Source organism: Saccharopolyspora erythraea NRRL 2338 (assembly GCF_000062885.1).
Taxonomy (GTDB): Bacteria; Actinomycetota; Actinomycetes; order Mycobacteriales; family Pseudonocardiaceae; genus Saccharopolyspora_D; species Saccharopolyspora_D erythraea.
In genome coordinates this window covers 3,029,502-3,052,133 of sequence record NC_009142.1, presented here as the reverse complement: position 1 = coordinate 3,052,133, position 22,632 = coordinate 3,029,502, and the positions used below count along the sequence as shown (strand labels likewise).

Below are 22,632 nucleotides of genomic sequence, written 5' to 3'. Positions count from 1 at the left end.
CCCGCAACGCGCGGCCGAGCACACACCGCGATGACCGTGGCACCGCGGCGCTTCGCGAGCTGGACGGCGGCGAGTCCGACTCCGCCCGAGGCACCTGTGACGAGCACCCGCTCCGCCCCGACCCCGGCGCGGTGCAACATGTTCTCCGCAGTCGAGTAGGCGCACGGTACAGCCGCGAGCTCCTCGTCGCTCCAGTCACAACGAACGGCATGCGCCTCCTGCGAGGGCGCGACCGCGAACTGCGCGAACCCGCCGTCGCATTCGCTGCCGAAGGTCCAGCACTCGAACGGCCGGTAGCCGACCGGCGTGCGCAACATGTTCCGCACGAGGACGCGTTCGCCGACGCGATCGCGCGAGACCCCCTCGCCCACATCGACGATGCGACCGCAGACGTCGGCACCCTGGACGCGCGGGAACTCGAGAGCGGCACCCGACCAAGTGGCATCGACGTCGTCGACGGTGTCGAACCCGCCCGCGCCGCCTTGACCGGTCTCAGCGGTGACGGCCCTCGAATACCACCCGATCCGGGTGTTCACGTCGGTGTTGTTGATCCCGGCGGCGGCGACCTGGACCAGCACCTCCCCGCGCTTCGGGTGAGGAACCCGCACGTCGGTCCGGTACTCGAGTTTGTCCAGTCCGCCATGCCCGGTGAGCAGGACGGCGGCCATCGTCGTTGGCAACAAGAATTCGGCTCCCTCCGCCGTTTCAGCGCAGCCGTTGATCAGACGAGCGCACTCGCCGCGTGCTGCGAGGCATCGTCGGGCAGGCCGCGCAGCGCGGAGGCGGGATGGTCGGGCCGGGTCAGGTTCCGGCCCGCGCCGAACAGCTTCTCCCGCAGGGTGACGGCGCTGCGGTCGTAGTCCTCGTTGACGAGCTCCTGGCGGCGGAGCTCGGGCAGCGCGAGGTCGATGAACTCGACCCAGCTCGCCGGCTTGCTGGTGTAGCTGAGGTTGAAGCCGTCGATGTCGGCGACCTCCTGCCAGCGGCGCAGCTCGGCCGCCACGGTCTGCGGCGACCCGACGGCGACCGCACCGGTGCCGCCGATGCCCAGGAACTCGGCGATCTGGCGCGGAGTCCACGTCCGGCTCGGGTCGGCCTTGGAGAACATCTCGATGAGGGACCGCGAGGCGTCGGTCTCGACGTAGCGCAAGGGCATGTCCGGGTCGTAGCTGGAAAGATCGATGCCGGTCCATCCGGCGAACCGAGCCAGCGCTCCCTCGTAGCTGACCGACCGCAGGTAGGACTCGTACTTCTCCTGCGCCTGCGCATCGGTCGGGGCGACGACGACGGTGATCAACGCGGTGATCAGCACGCTGCGCGGGTCACGACCCGCGTCCGCGGCAGCCTTGCGGACCTTGTCCACGCTGCGCCGGGTCAGCTCGGGGGTCATGGTGTTGATGAACACCGCTTCGGCATGCGTTCCCGCGAAGGCCACCCCTCGCGACGACGCACCCGCCTGGAACAGCACCGGGGTGCGCTGCGGCGAGGGCTCGCACAGGTGGAAACCCGGGACCTGGAAGTACTCCCCCTCGTGGTTGATCGGGCGGATGCGACCGGGCTCGGCATAGGTCGCCGACTCGCGGTCGCGGACGACCGCGTCGTCCTGCCAGGAGTACTCCCACAGCCCGTAGCAGACCTGCATGTACTCCTCGGCCATGTCGTAGCGCCGGTCGTGGGGGATCTGCTTGCCCAGACCGAGGTTTCGCGCGGCCGACTCCGAGTAGGACGTCACGATGTTCCACCCGACCCGTCCACCGGTCAGGTGGTCGAGGGTGCTGAACTTCCGCGCCAGCGAGTACGGCTGCTCGTAGGTCAGCGAGCTGGTGACCCCGAAGCCCAGGTGCTCGGTGACCGCGGCCATCCCCGACACCAGCAGCGCCGGGTCGTTGATCGGGAACTGCGCGGCGTCGCGGATCGCGGCATCCGGCGAGCCCGCGTAGACGTCGTGGTAGCCGACGGTGTCGGCGAGGAAGATCCCGTCGAAGCACGCCTGCTCCAGCAGCTTCGCCGTATCGGTCCAGTAGCCCAGTTCCGCGTAGCGGTGCCCCTGGTCGTCCCCGTTGCGCCAGGAACCGGCGGTCAGGTGCGCCGGAGCCTGAACATCGAACGCGAACAGCTTGAACGGACGGTCGCTCATCGCGCCTCCCTGGTGAGGACCCGGCCTTCAGAACGGATCGAGGCCCAATGGTCTTAATGAACGTATTGTTCAATTAGTGAACACAGGCGATTGTGTCTCCGGCTACCCGGCACGTCAAGGGGGCGACCGCGGAGCCGCCTCAGCCGGACTATGCAGTCTCGCGCCTCCGGACCATGTCAGGACATTTCTCCGCACTCGGCATCGACCGAGGTGTTGACAGGCCGATACCCCAGTCGCAGTATTTCGGACTACATCTCCACTAAGTGAACGCAATCACAAGCGGCCCTGACGCCTCGTCCGCCCAGGAGCACGCGGACCGGCCCCGGTGCGGCCCGCCTTCCCGCCGACGACGGTCACGAGGCCGCGCCTCGAACCCGGCACGGTCGGCACGACCGCGCACACCGCGGATCCACCGCTGTCATCACGATCCATCAGCCATGAACGGCCGAGGTGGTGGCGAGCAACGACGACCGGAGAAGGAAGCGTGTCCGAGATACGCGTTGAGAATTTGCACAAGATCTTCGGGCCGAATCCCGAAGACGCCACCCGACGACTGCGAAATGGTTCCACCACGACCGAGGACCTGCGGTCGGAAGGCGTGACCGCCGCGGTGATCGATGCGAGCTTCCAGGTGCGGCAGGGCGAGACCTTCGTGGTCATGGGCCTGTCCGGCTCCGGCAAGTCCACATTGATCCGGATGCTCAACGGACTGCTCAGCCCGACCTCGGGTCACGTCCACGTGGACGGCCGTGACATCACCGCGATGTCCCGCAAGGAACTCCGGTTGGTCCCCGGCAGGCGCGGTTTCGCCAAGGACTTCCCCGACCTCACCGCCACGATCAAGAAGCTCAAGCTGAACGACGCCCAGATGTCCTCCCTGATGGACTCGGTCGCGCGGGCTCCCCACGGACAGGAGGACCAGGCCGCCCGCCAGTGGGCCGACCAGAACCCCCAGGCGGTCGCCGCCTTCACCACGCCCTAGCCGCTGCGGGACGCGAGGGGGCCAGGACGCCTGGCCCCCTCGCACCTTCGCGTGATCACGCTGCCGTCGCCTCGATCGCGGTGCTCGGCCCGCGGTCCCCGGGAAGGCGGGTCAGGCGAGCTGCTGGAGCAGATGTCCCATGCGATCGCGCTTTGCAGCCAGGTAGTGGGTGTTGTGCTCGTTCGGCTCGGCTTCCAGCGGGAGGCGCTCGCTGATGGTGATCCCGCACTCGGTGAGCGCTCGGCACTTGTCGGGATTGTTGGTCATCAGGCGCACCGAGGTGATGCCGAGCCCGGCGAGGATGCGGGCCGCGGGGATGTAGTCGCGGCTGTCGACCGGCAGCCCGAGAGCCCGGTTCGCCTCGATGGTGTCCATGCCCTGGTACTGCTGGAGCTGGTAGGCGCGGAGCTTGTGCCCGAGACCGATTCCCCGTCCTTCGTGGCCCCGCATGTACACGATGACTCCCCGGCCGACGGCGGCGATGGTTTCCATGGCCATGCGCAGCTGCGCACCGCAGTCGCAGCGCAGCGACCCGATGAGGTCGCCGGTTAGGCACTCGCTGTGCAGCCGGACGAGAACGTCGTCGGCGCCTTCGACCTCGCCCATCGCCAGCGCGAGGTGTTCGACGCCGTCGGGCTCGGACTGGTAGGTGATCGCCCGGAAGGCTCCGAGGTCGGTGGGGATCGTGGCCTGGCCGGTTCGCCGGACATCGCCGCCGTGGTCGCGCATCCACTCGACGAGCGCGGCGATCGAGATCATCGGGATGTCGTGCCGCGCGGCGAAGCCGTCCAGCTCGGGCCGGCGCATCATGTGCCGCCGGTCGGGGGTCACGATCTCGCACAGCAGTGCGGCACCGCTCAACCCGGCCATGCGGCACAGGTCCACGCCCGCCTCGGTGTGCCCGGTGCGACGCAGGACCCCGCCGGGCTTGGCGCGCAAGGGCATGACGTGGCCGGGCCGGGCCAGGTCGGCGGGCCTGAGCCGCGGGTCGGCGAGCGCGCGGATGGTCTTCGCGCGGTCCCCCGCGCTGATGCCCGTGGTCGTGCCGTGCCGGTAGTCGACGCTGACCAGGAAGGCGGTGCCCTGGCTCTCGGTGTTGGCCGCGACCATCAGGTCCAGTTCGAGGTCGTCGGCGCGGTCCTCGTCGATGGCCACGCACAGGAAGCCCGAGGTGTGTTCGAGGAAGAACGCGACGTCGCCGGTGGTCGCATGCTCGGCGGCCATGATCAGGTCGCCTTCGTTCTCCCGGTCCTCGTCGTCGACGACGAGGACCTTCCCGCCCGCCGAGAGCGCGGCGATGGCTTCAGCAATGCTCGACGAGGGCATCGGTCTTCTCCTGCACGGGTCTATCGCGCGCGGCTGAGCGCTCAGCACGTCGCTGCGCGAGACCGGCCCCTGCACTCGATGTCTCGACTCACGCGACGAACGCATCCAACCACGGCGTTCAGAATACGAACGTTACGTTCACCGAGGATGACATCCGGGCAGACCTCCGTCAAGAAGTGTCCGCAGCACTCGCAAAACTACGCCCGAGCCGGCGCTTGACGAGTACGGCGATCGGGGTCACAATACCGGCATCACGTTCGCATATTGAACGTCTCGTTCGAAAAGCTTACCCATATGCCGCTACCTGGCGACCGGGCCCGCGGTGAGCAACCGATCCGAACCGCGATACCCGCACGCGAAACCGCGATACCCGCACGCGAAGCCGACTACGAGGGGAGCACCGCACCGTGATCGAGGAAACCGACGTCGTCGTGGTCGGCGGCGGGATCGCCGGCCTGATCACGGCCCGCGAGCTCAGCCGGCACGACCTGCGCGTCACCGTGCTCGAGGCCAGGGACCGGCTCGGCGGCCGGGTGTGGACCGACCACCGGCTCGGCCGCGACCTGGAGATCGGCGGCACCTGGCTGCACTGGGTGCAGCCGCACGTCTGGGCGGAGCTCACCCGCTACGGCCTGGAGGTCACCCGCGGACCGCGCCCCGAGGAGGCCTACTGGCTGGCGGGCGACGAGGTCCGCAAGGGCACGCTCGACGGCTTCATGGAGCTGATCGACCCGGGCATGCGCCGGCTCCTGGACGAGACGATGCGCTGGATCCCCCGGCCCGACGCCCCCGCCTCCGGTCCTGGCCTCGCGTCCGTCGACGGCTTCAGCGTCCGCGACAAGCTCGACGAGCTGGACCTGCCGGTGGAGGAGTACCGCGCCAACGAGGCCGCCTGGGTGGGCCACTTCAACGCCCCGCTCGAGGACGGGGCGTTCGCGAGCGCACTGCGCTGGACCTCCGCCACCGCCGGTTCCTGGCACCTCATGCACGAGGCCTCGGCGGTGTTCCGCCTCGCCTCCGGCACCAGGTCGCTGGTCGAGGCGATCGTCGCCGACACCAGGGCCGACATCCGCACCTCCACCGAGGTGCGCCGGGTCGAGCACGATGCCGACGGGGCCGTGGTGACCACCGAGGCGGGCGACCGGATCAAGGCGCGCCGGGTCGTGCTGACCCTGCCGCAGAACATCATCGCCGAGCTGGACGTCTCCCCCTCGCTCTGCGAGGAGAAGCGCGCCGCGAGCAAGGAGAAGACGGCGTCGAAGGGCGTGAAGGTCTGGATCCGGGTCCGTGGCCCGATCAAGCCGTTCTTCGCCTACTCGTCGGCCGACCACCCGCTGTCGGTCGCGCGCACCGAGTTCGTCGGCGACGACGACGCCGTGCTGGTCTCCTTCGGAGCCGACTCCCGCCGGATCTCGCCGCACGACATCGACGCCGTCCGCGACGCGCTGCGGGTCTGGCGCGACGACCTCGAGGTCCTGGAGGTCACAGGGCACGACTGGATGACCGACCCGCACTCGCAGGAAACCTGGCTGATGCAACGGCCGAACCAGCTCACCCGGTACTTCGAAGCCCAGCAGCGGCCGGAAGGCGTCCTGCACTTCGCGGGCAGCGACTACGCCAACGTGTGGGCCGGCTTCATCGACGGGGCCGTCGAAAGCGGCCTGCGCGTCGCCCGCGAGATCAGCACCGGCATCGACCCCGCGCACTGACCCACCGACGACCGACCAGGAGGGAACCGACCATGACCATGTCGTCGCAAACGATCGAGCCGCGTCACTTCCGGGACGTGATGGGACACCTGCCGACCGGCGTCGTCGTGGTGGCCGGCCGCGAGGTGGGCACCGGCAAGCCGGCCGGACTCATCGTCGGGACGTTCCAGTCGCTGTCGCTGGACCCGGCGCTGGTCACCTTCAGCGTCGCGAGGACGTCGAGCAGCTGGCCGAAGATCCGACCGGCGGAGTACTTCAGCGCCAGCGTCCTCGCCGACGGGCAGAACGACGTCTGCCGTGCGCTGTCGAGCAAGACCGACGACAAGTTCGCCGCGGTGGACTGGCACGAGTCCGCCGACGGCACCCCCAAGATCTCCGGCGCGCACGCCTGGATCGACTGCAGGACCGTCCAGGAGCTGGAGGGCGGCGACCACGTCATCGTGATCGCCGAAGTCCTCCGCCTGGACTCCGGCGGAGGCCAGCCCCTGGTCTTCCACCGCGGCAAGCTCGGCGGGTACCGCACCCTCCAGCTGTGATCACCTCCACGCCCCGCAAGACGACGAAGTGAGAGCACACAGCCATGACCAACACGTTCGAGCAAGCTGAGCCCGAGGAGTCCCAGGACGAGGTCGAGCGGTGTCTGACAGCGGCGGCCACGGCGGCCGCGGTCTGGGGGCAGTGGTCCCCGCGCAGGCGGGCGGACGCGCTGTCCGCGGTGGCCGACTCGCTCGATGCCGAGGGTGCGTCCCTGATCGCCGAGGCCATGCGGGAGACCGGGCTCGCCGAAGGCAGGCTCACCGGTGAGCTCAAGCGCACGACGGTGCAGTTGCGCATGTTCGCCGATGTCCTGCGCGACGGCTCCTACCTGCGGGTCGTCCTCGACCGGCAGGACACCGACTTCGTCCTCGGTCCCCGGCCCGACCTCCGCCGCGGGCTGATGCCGATCGGCCCGGTGCTCGTGTACGCGGCGAGCAACTTCCCGTTCGCGTTCTCCGTCGCCGGCGGCGACACCGCCTCCGCACTCGCCGCGGGGTGCCCGGTGGTGCTCAAGGCACACCCCGGCCACCCGAACACCTCGCGGAAGACGGCCGACGTCGTGCGTTCGGCTCTGGCCGCCTCCGGCGCGCCGGAGGGGACCTTCGCGATGATCGCCGGCAGGCAGGCCGGCGTGCGGGCACTGCAGGACCCCCGGGTAGCGGCCGGGGCGTTCACCGGGTCGGTGTCCGGCGGGCGGGCGTTGTTCGACATCGCCGCGTCCCGGCCCGACCCGATCCCCTTCTACGGTGAGCTGGGCAGCATCAACCCCGCGGTCGTCACGGCCGGGGCCGAGCGCGAACGCGCCGACCAGGTCGCCGCGGGCTTCGTCGGATCCTTCACCCTCGGAGCCGGGCAGTTCTGCACCAAGCCGGGAATCCTCCTGCTACCGCGCGGAACGGGCCTGCCGCCGCAGATCGCGAAGCTGACCGGGGAGGTGCCGCCGGCCAGGCTGCTCACCTCCGGGATCGCCGAGCGCTACCGGGAGCGGACCGAGGAACTCGCGGCAGTGCCCGGAGTCGACGTCCTCGCGCGCGGAGCCGAGCACGAGGTCCCGTCCGGGGTCCCCGCGTTCACCCCGACCCTCCTCCACGCGGGATCGGTGGAGAACCTGCGCGAACACCCCGTTCTCCTGGAGGAGAACTTCGGTCCCTCCGCAGTGGTCGCCGAGTACGGCTCCGACGACGAACTGCACGCGGTGCTGGCCGCCGTGCAGGGCAGCCTGACGGTCACCATCCACACCGCCGGCGAACCCGACGACGCCGAGCGGCATCAGATCACCGGCCTGGTGGCGCTGGCGGCGCAGCGCTCCGGGCGGATCGTGTTCAACGACTGGCCGACCGGGGTGGCGGTGACCGCCGCCCAGCAGCACGGCGGCCCGTATCCGTCCACCACCGCGGTTGCGCACACCTCCGTGGGCACCGCGGCGATCGACCGCTTCCTGCGCCCGGTGGCCTACCAGAACGCACCGGACTTCGCCCTGCCCCCCGCGCTGCGCGAATCCAACCCGCTGGAGGTGCCCAGAACTGTGGGCGAAGCGGGCGACTCACGTCGCTGGCGCACACCTCAGGGGTGAGCACGTTCCAGCAGGAGGGTCGCCGATGGCACTGCACGCATCGGCGACCCTCCCCCACCAGCGCGCCCGGCGCGGAGCATCGAGCCCGCCGGTGACCGGGTGCGACACCCGGTGTCGACGAGCTGATCAGCCGGGTCGAGGAGACCGGCATCGACCACTGCCGATCTCATCGAACTCGTCGCTCCCGAGTCGCAGCGCCGTGAAGCGATGTGGAACCCACGCGGTCATCCTCGGAAGAACACCTCGGCGCGTCACCGAGCTGACATTGAGCGACACGCGCGGCACCCTCCACTTCAACGGCCGCCACCTGATGGACGGGAACACCAGGAACATGCTGGGCGATCCCGTTGGCCGCCACCGCGTGGCTGTGCAACCGGCTGGCCGCCGATGGAGTCGAGTTCGAGCCGGGGCAGCTCATCGTCGGGCACTTTCGCAGGCTGGGGGTCGGTGGAGTTCGAGGTCTCCGCTCACTGAGGACATGGGCGAGGGCGTCCACGGACCCGTCGGCGAACACGCCGACCAGGTCCGCACTACGCACCGGGTCACCGGCCTGGTGGCGCTGGCGGCAGCGCTCCGGGCGAATCGTGTTCAACGACTGTCCAACCGGGGTGGCGGTAACCGCCGCCCAGCAGCACGGCGGCATGTATCCGTCCGTCATGCGCGAGCTCGTCGACACCGCATCGCCCCGCTGCTCCGTCGCCGATCCGAGGGCGGGTGAGTCGCACCGCGGGAGGTCGGCTACAGCGTGCCGCCGCCAGGGCCTGCCTACCCGAGGAGGTCATCGCCGACCTGCTCGATCAGGTGCGCGAGGAAGGCCTTCACCGCCGCGGGCAACGCGCGCCGCGCCATGGACTGGATCTGCATGCTCCGGCGGCTCAGCTCCGGGTTGCTGATGGGCACGATCGCCAGGCGGTCGGCATCGAGCCGCCGCCGCACCGTCAGCGGGCCGACCAGGCTGACCCCGCCCCGCAGCTGCGCGAAGCTCTGCAGCGCACCCGAGTAGTTGCTCACGAGCGCGGGCTCGAAGCTCAGCCCTTCCAGCGCGACGCAGACGTCGAAGAGCTGCCGGATCGTGGTGCCCTCCTCCATCAGCGCGAGCGGGTACTCCAGCAGGTCCGCGAGCTCGACGTCCTCCCGGTGCGCCAGCGGATGATCGTCGGGCATCAGCGCGTAGACCGGCTGCTGCTGCGAATACTCGACCTTGATTCCTTCTTCCGGCCCGAGGCTGTAAGTGACGCTGAGGTCCGCCGTGCCGTCTTTCACCTGCTGCGTCGCCGCCGCCGGGCCGGTGACGTCCAGCCGGAACCGCACCCCCGGATGCTTTTCCCGGAAAGTGGTTATCGCGGCCGGCAGGAAATCGCGCGCGAAACCCTCGGAGCTCGCGAGCTTGACGGTACTGCGGTGCAGGGCCTCGACGCCGTGCACGTCGGCGAGCACCTGCTCGGCCTCCAGCGCGCTGCGCCGGGCGTAGGCGGCGAGGATCTCGCCCGCCTCCGACAGCACCATCCCTCGCGGCTGGCGCTCGAACAGCGGCGCCCCCACCTCCTGCTCCAGCTTCGTGATCTGCCTGCTGATCGCCGACGTGGCCACGTGCAGGCGCTCCGAGGCCTCGCTGATCGATCCGGTGCGCGCGACCTCGAGGAAGTAGCGCAGCGACGTGGGCACGAGGTGCATCCCGGGAATGTACTGCCGCGCGACGCCCGGACGCCGGGCGTGGTCGTGGGAAGCGGATGGCCGCGGTGGGAAGCGGGTGGCCGCGGTCGTTGCCGCCAGGGCAATACACCCTTCGAAAACGTGTAGTTGTGCCGTCCATCACCGCTCCATAAACTCGACGCACCGGTCGGCCGAATTGCAATTCGCACGTTCTCGACGTTAAGAGGAAAAATGACACGTGCTGCCGCGATCGAGCGTGCCGCCGAATACTTCGATTCCGGGCAATTCCGCACCGAACTCGGCCGCCGGGTCGCATTCGCGACCGAAAGCCAGGACCCGGCGAGGGCGCGGACGCTGCATTCCTACCTCACCGGGGAACTGGCCCCGGCGCTCACCGGCCGGCTGGACTGCGCGGCGCGCGTCGTCGACAACCCCGCCGGCGACTACCCGCTGCTCGTGGCGACCCGGCACGAGGCCGACGAGCTGCCCACGGTGCTGGTCTACGGCCACGGCGACGTCGTCCTCGGCGAGCCGGAGCGCTGGCGGCACGGCCTCGACCCGTGGCAGGTCGTGGTCGAGGGCGACCGCTGGTACGGCCGCGGCACCGCCGACAACAAGGGCCAGCACACGATCAACTTCGCGGCGCTCGAGCAGGTGCTCCGCGTGCGCGGCCGTCTCGGATTCAACCTCAAGGTGCTGGTCGAGACCGGGGAGGAGTCCGGCTCACCGGGCCTTCGCACGGTCTGCGCCCAGTTGCCCGACGAGCTCGCCGCCGACGTGCTGATCGCCTCCGACGGGCCGCGCGTGAACGCGCAGAGGCCGACGCTGTTCCTCGGTTCGCGCGGCTCCACCCCGTTCACGCTGCGGGTCGGCCTGCGCGAGGGCTCCCACCACTCCGGCAACTGGGGCGGTCTGCTGCGCAACCCGGCGACCGTGCTGGCCGGTGCGCTCGCCACCCTCGTCGACGCGCGGGGCCGGATACTCGTCCCCGGTCTGCGGCCGCAGGAGATCCCCGCCAACGTCCGGGACGCCCTGCGCGACATCGCGGTCGGCGGCGGACCGGACGATCCGCCCATCGACGACGACTGGGGCGAACCCGGCCTCACGCCGGCCGAGCGACTCGTCGGCTGGAACACCATCGAAGTGCTCTCGCTCGCCGCGGGCAACCCGGACAACCCGGTCAACGCCATTCCCGGCAGCGCACACGCGCACTGCCAACTCCGGTCCGTGGTCGGCACCGATTTGGACAAGCTCGCCGTCATCCTCCGCGAGCACCTGGACGAGCACGGATTTCCCATGGTCGAGGTCGAGGTCGGCCCGACCATGCCACCGACCCGGACGGACCCGGACGACCCCTGGGTGCGCTGGGCTCTCGGCTCGATCAGCCGCACCACCGGCGCGAACCCCGCGCTGCTGCCCAACCTCGGCGGCAGCATCCCCAACGACGCCTTCGCCGACGAGCTCGGGCTGTGCACGCTCTGGATCCCGCACTCCTACCCCGCCTGCGCCCAGCACGCCCCGGACGAGCACTTGCTGGCCCCCGTGGCGCGGGAGGGCCTGCGCATCATGGCCGGCCTGTTCTGGGACCTCGGTGAGGACGCTCCCGTGAGGAGACACCCATGACCGCGCGGACAGCCGCCCCCGAAGCACCGGTGAAGGTGCGCCGCGTCATCGTCGCGGCGTCGATCGGCAACGCACTGGAATGGTTCGACATCCTCGTCTACGGCTTCTTCGCCGCGACGATCTCGAAGCTGTTCTTCCCCTCCGACGACGAGACCGTGTCGCTGCTGCTGACGCTCGGCACGTTCGCGGTGTCCTATGTGGTCCGGCCGATCGGGGCGCTCGTGCTCGGCGCGTATGCCGACCGGGCCGGGCGCAAGCGCGCGCTGATGCTGTCGATCCGGCTCATGATGGCCGCGACCCTGCTCATCGCCATCATGCCGCCGTACGCGCAGATCGGGCTCCTCGCGCCGATCGCGATCCTGCTCGCCCGGCTCGTCCAGGGCTTCTCCGCGGGCGGGGAGTTCGGCAGCGCCACCGCGTTCCTCGTCGAGCACGCGCCCGAGAAGCGCGGCTTCATGGCCAGCTGGCAGTTCGCCAGCCAGGGACTCGCGACGCTGCTCGCCTCGGCGTTCGGCACGGTGCTGACCGCCACGCTGTCCGACGCGCAGCTGGAGTCGTGGGGTTGGCGCATCCCGTTCCTGTTCGGTCTGCTGATCGGCCCGGTCGGCTACTACATCCGGCGCTACGTCGACGAGGCCGGTGAGTTCGTCAAGACCGCTGACCTGGAGCGCGCGCCGGTGCAGGAGACGTTCCGCTCCCAGAAGGGCCGCATGTTCGTGGCGATGGGCGCGCTCGCCGTGTCCACCGCGATCAGCTACCTCATCACCTACATGCCCACTTTCGCGGTGAAGGAGCTGGGCCTGCCCGCGTCGACCGGATTCGCGTCCACTTTGGTCACCGGGATCGTGCTGACCGGCCTGACTCCCGTGGTGGGACATCTGTCGGACCGCTTCGGCCGCACCCGGATCATGCTGATCTTCGCGGCGCTGATCCTCGCGCTGGTGTACCCGAGCTTCGCGTTCCTGATCGCCGCTCCGGGCTTCACGGTGATCCTCGTCGTGATGTTCCTGGTCGGTGTGCTGAAGGCCGGCTACTTCGCTCCGCTGCCCGCGATGATGGCCGAGCTGTTCCCGGTCACGAGCCGCGCCACCGGGATGGCGGTGAGCTACAACATCGGCGTGATGACCTTCGGCGGGACGACGCCGCTGGTGATCGTCTGGCTCGTCGACGCGACGGGCAGCAAGCTCTCGCTGACCTTCTACCTGATGCTCCTGGCCGTGCTGAGCCTGGTCTGCGTCGTGTTCGCGCGCCGCAGGCTCGACATTCCCTGATCGGAGGATTTCCTTGTCACTCGACGACTTCGACCGCTATCCGCTGCTGTTCGGCCCGTCGCCGGTGCACCGGCTGGAACGGCTGACCGCTCACCTGGGCGGCGCCGAGATCTGGGCCAAGCGCGAGGACTGCAACTCCGGCATCGCCTACGGCGGCAACAAGACCCGCAAGCTCGAGTACCTCGTGGCCGATGCCCTGTCGCAGGGCTGCGACACGCTCGTGTCGATCGGCGGCGTGCAGTCCAACCACACGCGCCAGGTCGCGGCGGTCGCGGCCCGGGCGGGGCTCAAGTGCGTGCTGGTGCAGGAGAGCTGGGTCGACTGGCCGGACGCGGTTTACGACAAGGTCGGCAACATCCTGGTGTCCCGGCTCGCCGGAGCGGACGTTCGACTGGTGAAGGCCGGCTTCGGCATCGGCTTCAAGGAGAGCTGGGAACAGGCGATCGCGGAGATCGAGGCGGCGGGCGGCAAGCCCTACCCGATCCCCGCCGGCGCCTCGGACCACCGCCTCGGCGGGCTGGGCTTCGCGAACTGGGCGTTCGAGGTGGCCGAGCAGGAACGGCAGCTCGGGGTCTTCTTCGACACCGTCGTGGTGTGCTCGGTCACCGGCAGCACCCAGGCCGGCATGATCGCCGGGTTCGCCGCGCTGGGCGGACGGCCGCGGCGGATCCTCGGCATCGACGCCTCGGCCAGGCCCAAGGAGACCTGGAACCAGATCGCGCGGATCGCCCGCAACACCACATCGCTCCTCGAACTCGGCCGCGAGCCGGCCGACGACGAGATCCTGCTCGACGAGCGGTACCACGCGGGCACCTACGGCATCCCGGACGAGTCCACTCTGGACGCGATGCGGCTGGCCGCGCGAACCGAGGGCATGGTCACCGACCCGGTGTACGAGGGCAAGTCCATGGCGGGCCTCATCGACCTGGTCACCCGAGGCGAGATCGCCGAGGACACCACGGTGCTTTACGCCCACCTCGGCGGGCAGCCGGCGCTGAACGGCTACAGCGCCCTGTTCGCGTAGGCGCAAGGGGCCGGCGACGAGCTGGCACTGGCACTGCGCCCGCTGAACGGCACACGACGGCGCCCGACTCGCTGAGCGAGGTCGGGCGCCGTCGTGCGGACAACCGCTACCGCGTGCCCGCGGAGCTGATCTCGTTCAGGTTGCGGCCGACCGTTTCCGGGGCCAGGACCTGGGAGACCGCGCCTCCGACGACGCAGACTCCGGCGGCGATGAGCATCGTGGTCCCGGCGCCGAGCTCCTGCATGGACCAGGGGAACAGGAACGTTCCCAGGCCGGCGCCGACGCGGCTGACCGCCGTCGCGAACCCGGTTCCGATCCCCCGGACCTCGGTGGGCAGCACTTCACCGGGGTAGACGCCCGTGAGAGCCGTGCACATGGCGTTGGCGAAGGCGAAGATCAGGAAGCAGGCCAGGACCACCAGCGGCGGCGCCGACGCCCAGAGCCCGATGATCACCAGCACCACCGCGCAGACCCACTGCTGGGGAATGGTGAGCTTGCGGCGCCCGATGCGGTCGATGAGCAGGCACGAGACGACGACGCCGACGAGGGCGACCCCGTTGACCCCGATGGCACCGGCCAGACCGTCCTCCCCGAGCCCGTACTGCGACAGCACGCTGGCCGAGAACGTCGCGATGGCGAAGTAGGGCGTCACGGTGCAGAACCAGAACACCGAGATGAACGCGGTGGCACGCCAGTGCTGCGGCGAGAAGAGCATGCCGAACGTGCCCTGGCGCTCCTGCTCGCCGGTGATGTCGTCGCGATCCGCGACGTCTTCGATGTAGGTGTCGGCGATCTGCCGGGCCTCCTCGACGCGGCCCTTGTTCATCAGCCAGCGCGGTGACTCCGGCACGCCCAGCCGGCCGAGGAACAACAGCACGGCCGGCAGGGTGCTCGTCCCGAGGACGACCCGCCAGTCGGCATCGACCGCCATCAGCACGTAGCCGACGACGAACGCCGCCACGAACCCGATGTACCAGGCCACCTCGGCGAACGACATGCACCTGCCGCGCAGGCGTGCCGGCGCGAACTCCGCCATGAGTGGCCAGCCGATGGAGTACTCGGCGCCGATCGCGACCCCCATCAGCAGCCGCACGAGGAACAGCTGCCAGCTCGAGTCGACGAAGAACTGCATGACCGACCCGACCACGAATATGGCGAGGTCGGCCGTGAACATCGGTTTGCGGCCGAGTTTGTCCGCGAGCCAGCCGCCGAGCGGTCCACCCGCGAAGATGCCGATCAGCGCGGCGGCGCCGATCAGTCCCTCCCCGTACACGGACATGTTCAGGTCGGCGGTGATCGCGGCGATCACGGGACCGACGATGCCGAGGACGTAGCCGTCGATGAACATGCCGCCGGAGGCGACGATGGTCAGCCTGACCAGGAACCGCTTCCTGTCGACCGATCTGGGCGTGGTGTCCTCAACTGCGGTGTTGGTCACCAGCTTGTTCCCTCCCTGGCGAAGCGCCCGCGGTATGGGTGCGCACGCTGACGGCGCCCCATGCCCCGACCGCGGGCGACGTGTTTTGAGACGTGCTGCCAGACGGCGCCGATCGAGTTCGTACCGGGTACCCGAACTCGATCTATTCGTTCATCATGTGAACGCAATGACCACGTGTCAGAGGCCATGTGGACCCGTCAAGACTTCGCCCCAGACAACGGAGATTGACATCGAGGATTGCTCGCCTCACACTGGGACGACAGCGAACATATCGTTCAGTATGCAAACACCCTATGTCTCGCGTTCAGCCTCACCAGCACGAACGCCGACGGACATGCAGCCACATGGAGGGATCGCAAGTCCCCTGGCCAGACTCACCGCAGCCTCGGGGCGCCGGCGCCGATGGACGGGCCCACACCCCGATGAGGACAGCGCCTGGAAACCGCCAACTGGATACGGTCCGATCTGCCCACAACGCCCGCTGCGTCCACTAAGTGAACGCAGGCTGTTAGCCTGGACGCGGGGCGCCGGTCCAAGGTGCCCGGATGCGTTCCGAGGCGGCAGGAGGCAGAGAGGAATGGGCGACGAGGCCGAGCACGCTGCGATGGCCAACAAGTCGGTGTCGAAGGCCGTCCGCCTGCTCCGCGAGCTGGCCGCCCAGCCGCGCACCGGAGCCACCGTCACCACACTCGCGAAAGCAACCGGCCTGAGCAGGCCGACCGCCTTCCGGCTGCTCTACAGCCTCGAGCAGGCCGGACTCGTCGACCGCATCGACACCAACTACGTCCTCGGCTGGGAGCTCGCCCGGCTCGGCCGCCGCGCCGACCCGTACACGGGCCTCGTGGCCCACGCCCAGCCGGTGCTGCAGGAACTGGCCGACGAGTTCAACGAGTCGGTCACGCTGTCCGTCCCGAACTCCCACGACGGGCTCGACCTGGTCGCGGAGGCCGCGGGGTCGCACGTGGTCGGCATCGTGTCCAGGAACATGGTCGGCGAGCAGTACCCCATGCACGCCAGCTCCACGGGCAAGGTGCTGCTGGCCGAGCAGCCGCCCGACAAGCTGCGCGCGATGCTTCCCGAGAAGCTCGAGGCGTTCACCCCGTACACCATCACCGACCGCACGGCCCTCATCAAGGAGCTGGAGCAGGTCCGGGAGCAGGGCTTCGCCATCATCGACAACGAGCTCGAGAACGAGCTCCTCTCGCTGTCGCGCCCGATCCGCGACAGCGCGGGCACCCTCGTGGCCATCCTGACCCTCAACAGTCCGCGCAGCCGGTTCGGCCGGGCCCGCATCCCCGAGGCCCTCCAGCAGATGCAACGCACCGCCGACCGGCTGACCGCGTTGTTCTGGCGCGACGCGACCTCCGGCTGACCGCCACACCGGCACCAACGACATCACCGGTCACTCCCGCGGGACCGAACGGTGCCGCGTTCCCGCAACCGGCCCCCTCGGAGATCCTGCCTCAGACCGGCAAGTCGAAAAACCCGCAGCGTCACACCCGAGCCCGTGTTAGCCTCCCGGCATGCTCATCGAGGTGGACAGAGCCTAGCCGCAGACACTCATCCACCGAACGAACCTTCGCTCCCCTGGCCCAAACCTGTTGCAGGGACCAGCCGAAGGACGCGATGACTTCCTGGAGCATTCAGTGACAAGTCGGATGCCACGGCCACCGTTCGATCCCGAGCTCGCCGCTCTGCTACCGGCGCTCGACGGCCGGGTCCCGGTCCGCATGACGGCGGAACAGCTGGAGCAGTACCGTTCCATGCCGTTTCCCGGGATCGAGGAACAGATCGGTGACCGGCCCGTCGAGTGCGTCCACCACACCATCACCGGCTACGGCGGAGCGGAGATCGCGGTATCGGTCATCTCACGCGAGGGCCACCGAACCCGAGGCCCGGGGATCTACCACATCCATGGCGGTGGCATGGTCATGGGCGACCGGTTCTCCTCGGTGTATCCGCTGGTCGACTGGGCGATGAAGTACGACGCCGTCGCGGTCACGGTCGAGTTCCGGCTCGCGCCCGAGCACCCCCACCCCGTCCCCGTCGAGGACTGCTACGCGGGGCTGGAATGGATGGCCGCGCACGCCGACGACCTGCTGTTCGACCGCGACCGCCTGATCATCTTCGGCGGCAGCGGGGAGGCGGCCTCGCTGCCGGAACCACACTGCTGGCCCGCGACCGCAACGGGCCGAGGCTGCACGGCCAACTGCTCCAGTGCCCCATGATCGATGACCGCAACGAGACCGCGTCGTCGCATCAGTACGACGGAATCGGCGTCTGGGACCGGACGAGCAACCTCACCGCGTGGACGGCGGTCCTGGGCGACCGGAGGGGAACGGCCGACGTCTCCCCCTATGCCGCGGCGGCTCGGGCGACCGACCTCAGCGGGCTACCACCGACGTTCGTCGATGCCGGCGCAGCAGAGGTGTTCCGGGACGAGGCCGTGGCCTTCGCGAGCGCGATCTGGGCGGCCGGCGGCGATGCGGAGCTGCATGTCTGGGGCGGCGCGTTCCACGGATTCTACGACATCGCACCGGAATCCGCGGTTGCGCGGGCCTGCGTCGCCGCCCGCGAATCCTGGCTCGAGCGCTTGCTGAGCCGCTAGTCGTCGTGCCCATCTGGCTCATGCCGAACTCGCGTTCACGCAGGCACCGAAGCACCATGTGATCACAGCTGCACGTCGCTGGAGCGTTCCGAGGGCAAAAGGCCTGCGGCTTCGCCCCGAGCTGCCGTCCGCCCAGGCGCCGGCGGGAATGCAACACACCTGGGCACGATGGAGGCGATCCTCGGCGGAGCCGACTTCGATGCTGACGAGGCCGAACGGTACGGCTGGATCAACCGGACGCTGCCCGACGCCGAACTGGACGAGTTCGTGGCCCGACTCGCCCGACGCATCGCGTCGTTCCCCGCCGTCGACGCGGCCTACTGGTGGCACAACGTCCGGGACAGCGTGCGCTTCCGCGGCGCCGTGGACCGGCTCGTCGACGACGGCTACCGCGTGTTCGTCGAGATCGGCCCGCACCCGGTGCTTGCCCACTCGCTTCGCGAATGCCTGGAAAGCAGGGGGACTTGAGGGCCGTACCCTGCCGTCGATCCGCCGCCAGGAGGACGAACGCGAGCGCCTCACGACGTCTTTGGCCGCGCTGCACAACATGGGCTTGGACCTCAAGGGGGGCGGCGACGGGCCCCTCGCCCGTCGATCGGGCTCGACCCGGCACGAAACACCATGTGATCATCGATGCCGGCGGTGTGCCGTTGGCGGTGTCGGTCACCGGTGGCAACCGCCATGACAGCACCCGACTGATCCCGCTGGTCGAGGCTCTGCCCACGATCCGGGGCAAACGCGGCCGGCCGTGGCAGCGGCCGCGCTGGCTTTACGGCGATCGCGGCTACGATTACGACCATCACCGGAAAGCCCTGCGTGACCGGGGAATCGTTCCACGCATTGCCCGCGAGAACACCGTTGCGCACCGTGCGCGACACCGTCCTTGCCCGTCAGGTACAGCGGCACACGCGCCGGGTGCGTTTGAGATCCTCCAAGGAGGTCAGCAGTTCGTCCTTGATGGGGTCCATCCGGGCGCTGTGGTATGGAACAGCGACCGAGAGGAACTCGGCGAAGACCTGCTCCGCGTGCAATTCGTCGGCGAGACGGGCGAGCGCGTCCTCGTTTCCGGCGAGCGTGATCGCGGTCACGACGGAATCAGTCACGGCGTCCACCGGCTACCGGTCGACTGGGACGACCACCGCTGAGACCGCATCGGACGGAAAGCCGTGATGACGCCTCTGCCCGACGGGCCGGCCCTGGTCAGAGCCGGGTGTATTCCTCGATGTCCTGCTGGAACTCCTTGATGGCGTCGGCGGTGAGGGTCGGGCGGGCGTCGGCGACCGCCCGCAGGTAGTCCTGCGTCGTGGCCAGAGCGCTGTCGTCGTGCAGCACGTCGCGCTCGAAGGCGGTCTGGGCGCCCTGGCGCGCGGCGAACTCGATGTCGGCCGGCGTGAACAGGTCGGTGCGCTCCACCAGCAGATCCAGGTCCACGTTGTCCCGCGCCGGCCCCAGGTAGCGCGACCAGATCGCGCGGCGGGCGGGCGGATCCGGCGGCCCCACCGGGATGATGTAGTCGAAGCGACCGGGTCGCAGGAACGCCGAGTCCAGCGAGCTGACCGAGTTGGTGGCGCAGACCAGCAGCCGGTGGTCGTGCTCGCGGAAGCCCGGGATGAGCTTGAGCAGCTCGTTGGTGACCCCGTGCGCGGGGCCGGCCGCGGGCGTGGAGCGCATGCCCGCGATCTCCTCGACCTCGTCGATGAACAACACCAGGTCGTCGAGGTCCTCGAGCTCGGCGAACACCGCGCGCAACGAGGCCGCCAGCCCGTCCGGGGACGACCCGGCCAGCCGGGACGGGAACAGCTCGACGAACGGCCAGTTCAGCCGGGAGGCGATCGCCTTGGCGAAGCTGGTCTTGCCGGTTCCCGGCGGCCCGAACAGCACGATCGCCTTCGGCGGCAGCACGCCATGCCGCTCGGCCTGCTCGGCGTGGGAGATCGGCAGCACCACGCGGCGCTCGATGACATCCTTCTCCCGCGTCATCCCGGCCAGTGCATCCCACCGGCCGGGCGGCAGCAACTGCCCGCCGAGCTCCTCCAGCACGCCGAAGTCGGCGGGATCGAGGTCTTCGACCTTCTCGAAGTAGGTCAGGTCGGTGCGCGGCCGGTAGCCGGAGTTGACCATCGCCTTGAACCCGGCCGCGCCCTCGGGCACCAGGCTCGTGATGCGGTGCACGCCCTGGCCGCGCAACTTCTTCTCCAGCTCGCCCAGCAGCGCGCTGCCGATGCCGCGGTTGCGCCACCGCGCGTCGAGGGCGAACATCGCCAGCCAGGCGCGCTCGCCCTCCACCTTGGCGGCCGCCATGCCGACCACGTCCTGCTGCACGACCGCCACCATCGCCGGGTGGCCGGCCCGAGCGATCGAGATCACCTCGGCGGCCGAGAAGACCGGCTCTCCACCCTCCCGGCTCTGGTCCCAGATGTGGATCGCCTGGTCGAGGTCGTCATCGTGAAAATCGCGCACCCGCCACGACGGCATGGCCACCTCCCGCTAGTCCGCGCCCACACTGCGGACAACCGCCGTGAGCTGGGGCATTGCGCGGAAGCTATCCGCAGCGCTCAGGCCCGGCAATGAGCTGGCGCACACCCCTGCGCATGGATCGGTAACTGAATCGATACCTGCCCCGCCGACCTGGTTACCAGCGCGTTCACGCCAGCCGCACGTGGCGGCCGCGACCGGCCGCTGCCAGGCACGCCAAGCGAGCAGGCCGAACGCCAGCACCATCAGCAGGTCGGCGATGCAGGCGACCCAGTCGATCCGGAGAACCCGGGCCAGCGGAAACGCGATCGCGGCGAGACAGAGCAAAACCACGACCCACCGGCCATCGACAACGCGAGGAGCGTTCCGCTGGTGATCCCGTAATGGCCATCAACCCGGAACAACGGCGGCACCGCGAAGATCAGCGGCCCCAGCAGAAGCGCCACCACTGCTGGCAGGCGTCTGTTCCGCGACCGCGCAACAGGGTCCGCACCACCCTGCCGCCACGGCGCCGCCGGACTACGGACCGGCCGCGCATGCGGGCCCAGCGGAACGCGGCGGAGATCCGGCGCCGTGGGTTTCCGGGGCGCTCGACGAGCGTGCCCCGCCGCTCGGTCGGATGCGGCACGGTCATGCCGTCAAGTCCGGTCCTTCACGGCTGGCGAGCTTGGCGGCCACCTCGCGCAGTTTCATGTTGGCCGCCTGCGAGGCCGCGATGAGCCGGTCGAAGGCCTGCTCGGCGGTGATGCCGTAGCGCTCCATGAGGATGCCCTTGGCCTGGCCGATCACATCGCGCGTCAGCAGCGCCTGGCTGAGCTGGTCCTCGCGGCGCTTGCCGGAGACCACCACCGCGGCGTGTGCGGCGAACAGCTCACCGACGATCCGCGCGTTCTCACCGAACCGGCCGGGGCTGCACGAGTAGAGGTTGAGCGCCCCCAAGGTCTCCCGTGCCACGAACAGCCGGAACGAGAGCATGCTGCGCACCCCTCGCTCGACCGCATGCGCGGCGAACTCGGGCCACCGCTGATCAACGGTCAGGTCCTCGACGACCACCGTGTCCTGCGAGCGGATCGCCTGCAGGCACGGTCCCTCGCCGAGCTTGGTCTGCAACTGGTCGCAATAGGCCACCAGCTCATGCGTCGGGGCCTGCGCAGTCACCCGGCGGCGCTCCACCCAGCTGATCCCCGCGCAATCGGCCCCGGGCACCGTGGCCACCGCGGCCTGCGTGATCGCCCGGAGAGTGGCCTCCACGTCGGGCGTGCCGCCGAGCCGGCGCGCCGCCGAAGCCAAGTCGTAGTAGTCGGTCTTGTCTGCCATCCGCGTCTTCCGTGATCACCGCCGCAGCGTGACAACAGCGCCCGGGAACGGACACACTTCACCCTGCGACGGAGCGGCTTGGGCTCAACCGGCTACCAACGCGGAACGATAGCACCGCGCAGAAGCTCGCTCGCTGCCAGTCCCGCCAAGTTGATCAACGGACGCCCGACGAGCGGTGTCCACACAGGAACCCTTCGCAACCTGATCGACAGCGCGGCTGTTCACCGGCTGTTGCGCGGCTCGCCAGCTTTGTCGGCTGCCTCACACAACCAGGGAGGCGGAGAGGGCGTCAGCGCCGAAGCCCCCAGGTCCGCCAGAGATGGTGTAGGGCCGCGGGCCGCCGAACGGTGCTGGTCGGCGGATGGTCACCTGGAACCGCGGGCAGGGAATCGAGCGATGCGGCGGACGGCGGCCCGATCGACCCGCGTCCGGGCTCCGCGAGTGGTACGCGCCCAAGGCGGGCACTCGTGCGGGACGCACTCGCCCACTGGCCTCCGACCGAGGCCGACCTCCACGAGGTCCACGGCATCGAGGTCGAGCAGACCCGAGCCGAGTGGTAGCGGTTCCCGCGCCTCACGGCGCGGCAACCCTCTGGACCAGTCAGACGATCCGGCCGATGACCATCCCGTTGGCGAGAACGCAGACGTTGTCCACGAACGTATCCGGTGCGACTGTGCCGCCGAAATCCTTGCACGTCTGCTCATCGATCAACGCGGCTTGCGCCACCGCCGCAGAGCTGAGGGCAGCCGCAGCAGCCAACACCAGCACGGTCACCGCACGACGCATGGTCAACCTCCGTTCTTCGATCCCTGGAACAGGGCTCTTGCACACCCGACGTGATCAACACGATCACGTCGGCACCCACGTCGCACCGCGGCTCACCACACCGGTGGTCAGCCACCCACCCCGCATGGTTTGGGCGGCCGTTCGGATACCGCCGCATCGACCGACCGCTCGCG

At 69.6% G+C, this 22,632-nt stretch carries 16 protein-coding genes and 3 pseudogenes; 11 read left to right on the top strand and 8 right to left on the bottom strand.

All coding sequences use genetic code 11. The features are described 5' to 3' along the window. Nucleotides 1-266 precede the first annotated feature (266 nt). Nucleotides 267-668 (bottom strand): annotated as a pseudogene (locus SACE_RS39210) (alcohol dehydrogenase catalytic domain-containing protein); the annotation flags it as partial. Nucleotides 669-721: 53 nt separating this feature from the next. Then, on the bottom strand, nucleotides 722-2,137 hold the full coding sequence (locus SACE_RS13540; RefSeq protein ID WP_009947810.1) for an LLM class flavin-dependent oxidoreductase: 1,416 nt from the start codon (nucleotides 2,135-2,137) through the stop codon (nucleotides 722-724). A 484-nt stretch (nucleotides 2,138-2,621) separates the two neighbouring features. Here SACE_RS13540 and SACE_RS13535 point away from each other — a divergent pair, with 484 nt between their 5' ends. Then, a complete protein-coding gene (locus SACE_RS13535) occupies nucleotides 2,622-3,119 on the top strand; it encodes an ATP-binding cassette domain-containing protein (protein WP_143538138.1) in 498 nt (165 codons plus the stop codon). Between the two features lie 111 nt (nucleotides 3,120-3,230). Here SACE_RS13535 and SACE_RS13530 read toward each other — a convergent pair whose 3' ends face one another. Beyond that, on the bottom strand, nucleotides 3,231-4,445 hold the full coding sequence (locus SACE_RS13530; RefSeq protein ID WP_011873825.1) for a bifunctional 3,4-dihydroxy-2-butanone-4-phosphate synthase/GTP cyclohydrolase II: 1,215 nt from the start codon (nucleotides 4,443-4,445) through the stop codon (nucleotides 3,231-3,233). Between the two features lie 407 nt (nucleotides 4,446-4,852). Between SACE_RS13530 and SACE_RS13525 the strand changes: the two genes are divergently transcribed. The 3 genes from SACE_RS13525 to SACE_RS13515 are packed head-to-tail and all read left to right on the top strand — an operon-like array spanning nucleotide 4,853 to nucleotide 8,264. Beyond that, nucleotides 4,853-6,154, top strand: coding sequence for a flavin monoamine oxidase family protein (locus tag SACE_RS13525; RefSeq protein WP_009947814.1), 1,302 nt, complete (start codon nucleotides 4,853-4,855; stop codon nucleotides 6,152-6,154). A gap of 32 nt (nucleotides 6,155-6,186) precedes the next feature. Then, on the top strand, nucleotides 6,187-6,690 hold the full coding sequence (locus tag SACE_RS13520; protein ID WP_009947815.1) for a flavin reductase family protein: 504 nt from the start codon (nucleotides 6,187-6,189) through the stop codon (nucleotides 6,688-6,690). Between the two features lie 44 nt (nucleotides 6,691-6,734). Beyond that, nucleotides 6,735-8,264, top strand: a complete 1,530-nt coding sequence (locus SACE_RS13515) for an aldehyde dehydrogenase (NADP(+)) (RefSeq protein ID WP_009947816.1) — start codon at nucleotides 6,735-6,737, stop codon at nucleotides 8,262-8,264. A gap of 765 nt (nucleotides 8,265-9,029) precedes the next feature. On the opposite strand, the gene SACE_RS13510 is transcribed toward SACE_RS13515, so the two are convergent. Further along, a complete protein-coding gene (locus tag SACE_RS13510; RefSeq protein WP_009947817.1) occupies nucleotides 9,030-9,938 on the bottom strand; it encodes a LysR substrate-binding domain-containing protein in 909 nt (302 codons plus the stop codon). A 210-nt stretch (nucleotides 9,939-10,148) separates the two neighbouring features. Between SACE_RS13510 and SACE_RS13505 the strand changes: the two genes are divergently transcribed. From SACE_RS13505 to SACE_RS13495, 3 genes are read left to right on the top strand one after another with little or no spacing between them, the layout of a single operon-like run. Then, the gene (locus SACE_RS13505) at nucleotides 10,149-11,540 is read left to right on the top strand and encodes a M20 family metallopeptidase (protein ID WP_009947819.1); all 1,392 of its coding nucleotides are present in this window, start codon (nucleotides 10,149-10,151) and stop codon (nucleotides 11,538-11,540) included. Beyond that, nucleotides 11,537-12,811 carry an MFS transporter gene (locus tag SACE_RS13500; protein WP_009947820.1) on the top strand — a complete coding sequence of 425 codons (1,275 nt, stop codon included), beginning with the start codon at nucleotides 11,537-11,539 and terminating at the stop codon, nucleotides 12,809-12,811. The genes SACE_RS13505 and SACE_RS13500 overlap by 4 nt, the downstream gene beginning before the upstream one ends. Before the next feature lie 13 nt (nucleotides 12,812-12,824). Then, complete coding sequence (locus tag SACE_RS13495) at nucleotides 12,825-13,835, top strand: 1-aminocyclopropane-1-carboxylate deaminase (RefSeq protein ID WP_009947822.1); 1,011 nt, start codon at nucleotides 12,825-12,827, stop codon at nucleotides 13,833-13,835. Nucleotides 13,836-13,941: 106 nt separating this feature from the next. Here the strand turns inward: SACE_RS13495 and SACE_RS13490 are convergent, their stop codons facing one another. Continuing rightward, the gene (locus SACE_RS13490; RefSeq protein WP_009947823.1) at nucleotides 13,942-15,273 is read right to left on the bottom strand and encodes an MFS transporter; all 1,332 of its coding nucleotides are present in this window, start codon (nucleotides 15,271-15,273) and stop codon (nucleotides 13,942-13,944) included. A gap of 577 nt (nucleotides 15,274-15,850) precedes the next feature. Between SACE_RS13490 and SACE_RS13485 the strand changes: the two genes are divergently transcribed. From SACE_RS13485 to SACE_RS37175, 4 genes and pseudogenes are all read left to right on the top strand, one after another. Beyond that, nucleotides 15,851-16,645: an IclR family transcriptional regulator gene (locus tag SACE_RS13485; protein WP_009947824.1), complete on the top strand. Its 795-nt coding sequence runs from the start codon at nucleotides 15,851-15,853 to the stop codon at nucleotides 16,643-16,645. Nucleotides 16,646-16,931: 286 nt separating this feature from the next. After that, nucleotides 16,932-17,881, top strand: a pseudogene (locus tag SACE_RS36430) (alpha/beta hydrolase). A gap of 168 nt (nucleotides 17,882-18,049) precedes the next feature. Beyond that, on the top strand, nucleotides 18,050-18,349 hold the full coding sequence (locus SACE_RS13470) for an acyltransferase domain-containing protein (protein ID WP_009947828.1): 300 nt from the start codon (nucleotides 18,050-18,052) through the stop codon (nucleotides 18,347-18,349). Between the two features lie 98 nt (nucleotides 18,350-18,447). Next, a pseudogene (locus tag SACE_RS37175) lies at nucleotides 18,448-18,738 on the top strand (transposase); the annotation flags it as partial. A gap of 343 nt (nucleotides 18,739-19,081) precedes the next feature. On the opposite strand, the gene SACE_RS13460 reads toward SACE_RS37175, so the two are convergent. The 3 genes from SACE_RS13460 to SACE_RS13445 form a co-directional block, all read right to left on the bottom strand. Continuing rightward, the gene (locus SACE_RS13460; protein ID WP_231849998.1) at nucleotides 19,082-20,341 is read right to left on the bottom strand and encodes an ATP-binding protein; all 1,260 of its coding nucleotides are present in this window, start codon (nucleotides 20,339-20,341) and stop codon (nucleotides 19,082-19,084) included. 645 nt (nucleotides 20,342-20,986) lie between these two features. Further along, complete coding sequence (locus tag SACE_RS13450; RefSeq protein ID WP_009947833.1) at nucleotides 20,987-21,673, bottom strand: GAF and ANTAR domain-containing protein; 687 nt, start codon at nucleotides 21,671-21,673, stop codon at nucleotides 20,987-20,989. A 600-nt stretch (nucleotides 21,674-22,273) separates the two neighbouring features. Next, nucleotides 22,274-22,447, bottom strand: coding sequence for a hypothetical protein (locus SACE_RS13445; RefSeq protein ID WP_021341606.1), 174 nt, complete (start codon nucleotides 22,445-22,447; stop codon nucleotides 22,274-22,276). Between the last annotated feature and the right edge of the window lie 185 nt (nucleotides 22,448-22,632).